Below are 3,610 nucleotides of genomic sequence, written 5' to 3' on the forward strand. Positions count from 1 at the left end.
CATCGACACCGCCCAGCCGGTCGTGCTCGGGCCCCAGTTCGGCGGCCATGGCGGGGCGCCGGCCGAGCTGTCCGTCGCGTTCGTGAGCGGTTCGGCCCGCGACGCGGGCGTCGACCGGCTCCCTACCCGACGCCGGCGGGTGGCGGTCGAGCACACCCGAGGGATCGGCCTGGCACAGATGGTGCGTCACCGGGCCTCGGCGCAGGTGCGGGTCGCCCCGGACGGCGCCGTCGACCTCGACGGAGAGCCCATCTCCTGCGAACCGGCCGATTCCGTGCCCCTGTCCCGGTTGTACTTCCTGTGATGCGGTCCGGCGCGGCGGACCTCGCCCTGACCGGTGCCCCGGTGTGGACCGGCGACCGGTGTTCGCCCTGGACCGACGCGGTCGCCGTGCGAGGTGACCGCATCGTCGCGCTCGGGCTGGAGGCGGTGCGCGAGGTGACCGGACGTCATACGCGCGAGATCCACTCCACGGGCGGCCTGGTGGTGCCCGGCTTCCAGGACGCGCACATCCACCCGCCGGTTGCCGGGCACAACCGACTCGGGGTGTGGCTGAACGAACTCGAGGGGCGCGAGCCCTACCTGCGGCACATCGCGCAGCACGCTGCCGACCACCCCGACGACGCGTGGATCATCGGCGGTGGCTGGGCGATGGAGCACTTCCCTGGCGGCACCCCGCGCAAGGAGGACCTCGACGCGATCGTTCCGGACCGGCCGGTCTTCCTGATGAACCGTGACGTGCACGGCGCCTGGGTCAACTCGCGTGCCCTCGAGGTGGCCGGGATGACCCGCGCCACCCCCGACCCGTCCGACGGGCGGATCGAACGCGACCCGGACTCCGGAGAGCCGTCCGGCACGCTGCACGAGGGCGCGGCCTACAGCTATCAGGACCGGTTCCTGCCGACGCCGACCCGCGCCGACTGGGCGGCGGCCATCCTCGAGTCGCAGTCCTACCTGCACTCGCTCGGCATCACCGGCTGGCAGGACGCCTGGGTGAGCCCGGCCACGCTGGACGCCTACACGTCGCTCGCCGAGTCGAGGGCACTGACCGCCCGGGTGGTCGGGGCCCTCTGGTGGGATCGCCACCGCGGGCTCGAGCAGATCCCGGAGTTGCTCACCCAGCGCGAGGGCGGCGCCGCGCCCGGGTTCCACCCCACCACGGTCAAGATCATGGTCGACGGGGTGATGGAGAACCACACGGGCGCGCTGCTGGAGCCCTACTGTGACGGCTGCGGCGGGCACACCGACAACGTGGGACTGACGTATGTCGAGCCAGACCTGCTCGCGGCGGCCGTCACCGAGCTGGACCGGTCCGGCTTCCAGGTGCACTTCCACGCCATCGGCGACCGCGCCGTGCGGACGACCCTGGACGCGATCGAGGCGGCGCGGCGAGCCAACGGCCGAGGTGACCTGCGCCACCACGTCGCCCACGTCCAGCTGGTCCAGCCGGAGGACGTCCCGCGCTTCCGCGAGCTCGACGTCGTCGCCAACTGCCAGCCCTACTGGGCCCAGCTGGAACCGCAGATGGACGAACTGACCCTGCCGTTCCTCGGCCGAGACCGCTCCGAGCGGCAGTACCCGTTCGGCGACTTCGTGCGTGCCGGCGTCCGGATGGCCATGGGCAGCGACTGGTCGGTGACGACCGCCAACCCGCTGGAGGAGATGGAGGTCGCCGTCACCCGGGTCGACCCCGAAAACCGTGACAACGCACCGTTCCTGCCTGAGCAGGCGATCCCCCTGGCGGTTGCCCTCGCGGGCTTCACCTCCGGGGCCGCCCACGTCAACCACGACGATGATGCGGGCACCGTGGCCCTGGGCAACCGCGCCGACCTCACGGTGCTGGACCGCAACCTGTTCGCCGAGGGCTCCGGCCCGATCGGGGACGCGCAGGTCGACTGCACCATCGCCTCGGGCGTCGTCGTCCACGAGCGGCCGTCGTCCTAGCGCCCTGAGAGCGCCGCGGCCGAAGGCGGGACGCTGCCGTCCGTGCTACGCCGGCACGGAGTCCCGCCGCAGGGCCCGCATCGCCAGCTGCGCGTGCAGGAGGGACCCGTCGGACAGGACCGAGTCGTCGAACATGGCCCGTGGGCTGTGGTTGTCGGCACCCTCGAGGCTCTCCCCCACGTGCGCGCCGAGGAAGAGGTAACAGCCCGGCACCGCCTCCAGCACCCGCGAGAAGTCCTCCGCGCCGGCGATCGGATCCGGCATCAGCGCCGACCGCTCCTCGCCGAACACGTCTCGCACCACCTCCTGCACGAAGTCTGCGTGCGCCGCATCGTTCACCGTCACCGGATACTCCTCGTGGAACTCGACGTCGACCTCGACGCCGTGTGCCGCGCCGATGCTGCGGCACAGCTCCGGTGCCAGCTGCCGCATCTGCCCGCGCGACTCGGACGAGAACGATCGGACTGTCGCCTGAAACAGCGCTTCGTCGGGGATGACGTTGTAGCGGGTGCCGGCGTGGAAGGCTCCCACCGTCACGACGACGGGGTCGAAGATGCTGAATCGCCGCGTGACCATGGTTTGCAGCGAGGTCACCATCTCCGCCGCGGCCGCCACCGGATCGCGGCCGAGGTGCGGTGCGGAGCCGTGTCCGCCTCGTCCGCGCACCGTCACGAACAGCGCGTCGCTCGCAGCCATCAACGTCCCGGGCCGGGTCGTGAACGTCCCCCGGGGGAAGCGGGAGGAGAAGACATGCATGCCGTATGCCGACCGCACCGGCCGCCCGGCAGCGCCCAACACGCCTTCCTGCAGCATGAGGCCGGCGCCGTCGCAGCCCTCTTCGCCGGGCTGGAACATCAGCACCACGTCTCCGGCCAGCTCTTCTCGGTGGGCGACGAGCAGTCGCGCCGCCCCCACCAGCATGGCGGTGTGCAGATCGTGCCCGCAGGCGTGCATCGCACCGTCGATGGCGGAGCTGAAGTCGAGCCCCGTGGCCTCGCTGACCGGGAGCGCATCCATGTCGGCGCGCAGCAGGACCGCTCCGTCGCCACCTCCGCCGCGGATCACCCCGGTCACCGAGGACAGCGCCTCGCCCAGCGAGATCTCGATGTCGAGTCCCTCCAGCTCCTGCACGACCGTACGCTGGGTGAGCGGGAGGTCAAGGCCCACCTCGGGCTGCCGGTGCAGCAGGCGGCGCAGGCGGACCAGGTCGGGAGCCAGCTCGTGCGCATCGTCGCGCAGCCGATCGTCGAGTGCCATCAGGGTCTCCTGTTACCGATGTGCGCGGACACGCCGGGGCCCGGCGTCGGTCCTGCACAGTAATATCGCTGAAGTCGCCACGGATGCAACGCAATACGCCGGGTGATTACCTGCTGGACACATCCATTGACCTGTCCCTCAGCCTGTGCAATGCTCGTTGCGATTTCCTGACACGAGGTCGCAGTCCAGCGTTCTTTCCTGCCACAGATGCCGCCCTGATCAAGGATGCCGAATGCCACGTCAGCAACTGCCGGACGACTCCTCCAACCCTGTTGCGCGCGAGCGCCCGTCACACCCTCGTGCGCGGTTCCGCCTTGCGCCCCTCGCGCTCGCGCTGGCCGGCACGCTCGTGGTCGCGGCCTGCACCACCGGGGGCTCGGGTGAGCCGGGCGGCGGCTCGAGCGGAGGC

At 71.3% G+C, this 3,610-nt stretch carries 2 protein-coding genes and 1 pseudogene; 2 read left to right on the forward strand and 1 reads right to left on the reverse strand.

The window, feature by feature from the left end:
• Nucleotides 1-304, forward strand: a pseudogene (locus FRW57_RS23485) (hypothetical protein); the annotation flags it as partial.
• A complete protein-coding gene (locus FRW57_RS18900) occupies nt 304-1,944 on the forward strand; it encodes an amidohydrolase (RefSeq protein WP_152186752.1) in 1,641 nt (546 codons plus the stop codon). The pseudogene FRW57_RS23485 and the gene FRW57_RS18900, both read left to right, overlap by 1 nt.
• A 45-nt stretch (nt 1,945-1,989) precedes the next feature.
• On the opposite strand, the gene FRW57_RS18905 is transcribed toward FRW57_RS18900, so the two are convergent.
• Nucleotides 1,990-3,201, reverse strand: coding sequence for a M20 metallopeptidase family protein (locus FRW57_RS18905; protein WP_137122497.1), 1,212 nt, complete (start codon nt 3,199-3,201; stop codon nt 1,990-1,992).
• Nucleotides 3,202-3,610 lie beyond the last annotated feature (409 nt).

This window comes from Segeticoccus rhizosphaerae (assembly GCF_009192725.1).
GTDB lineage: Bacteria > Actinomycetota > Actinomycetes > Actinomycetales > Dermatophilaceae > Segeticoccus > Segeticoccus rhizosphaerae.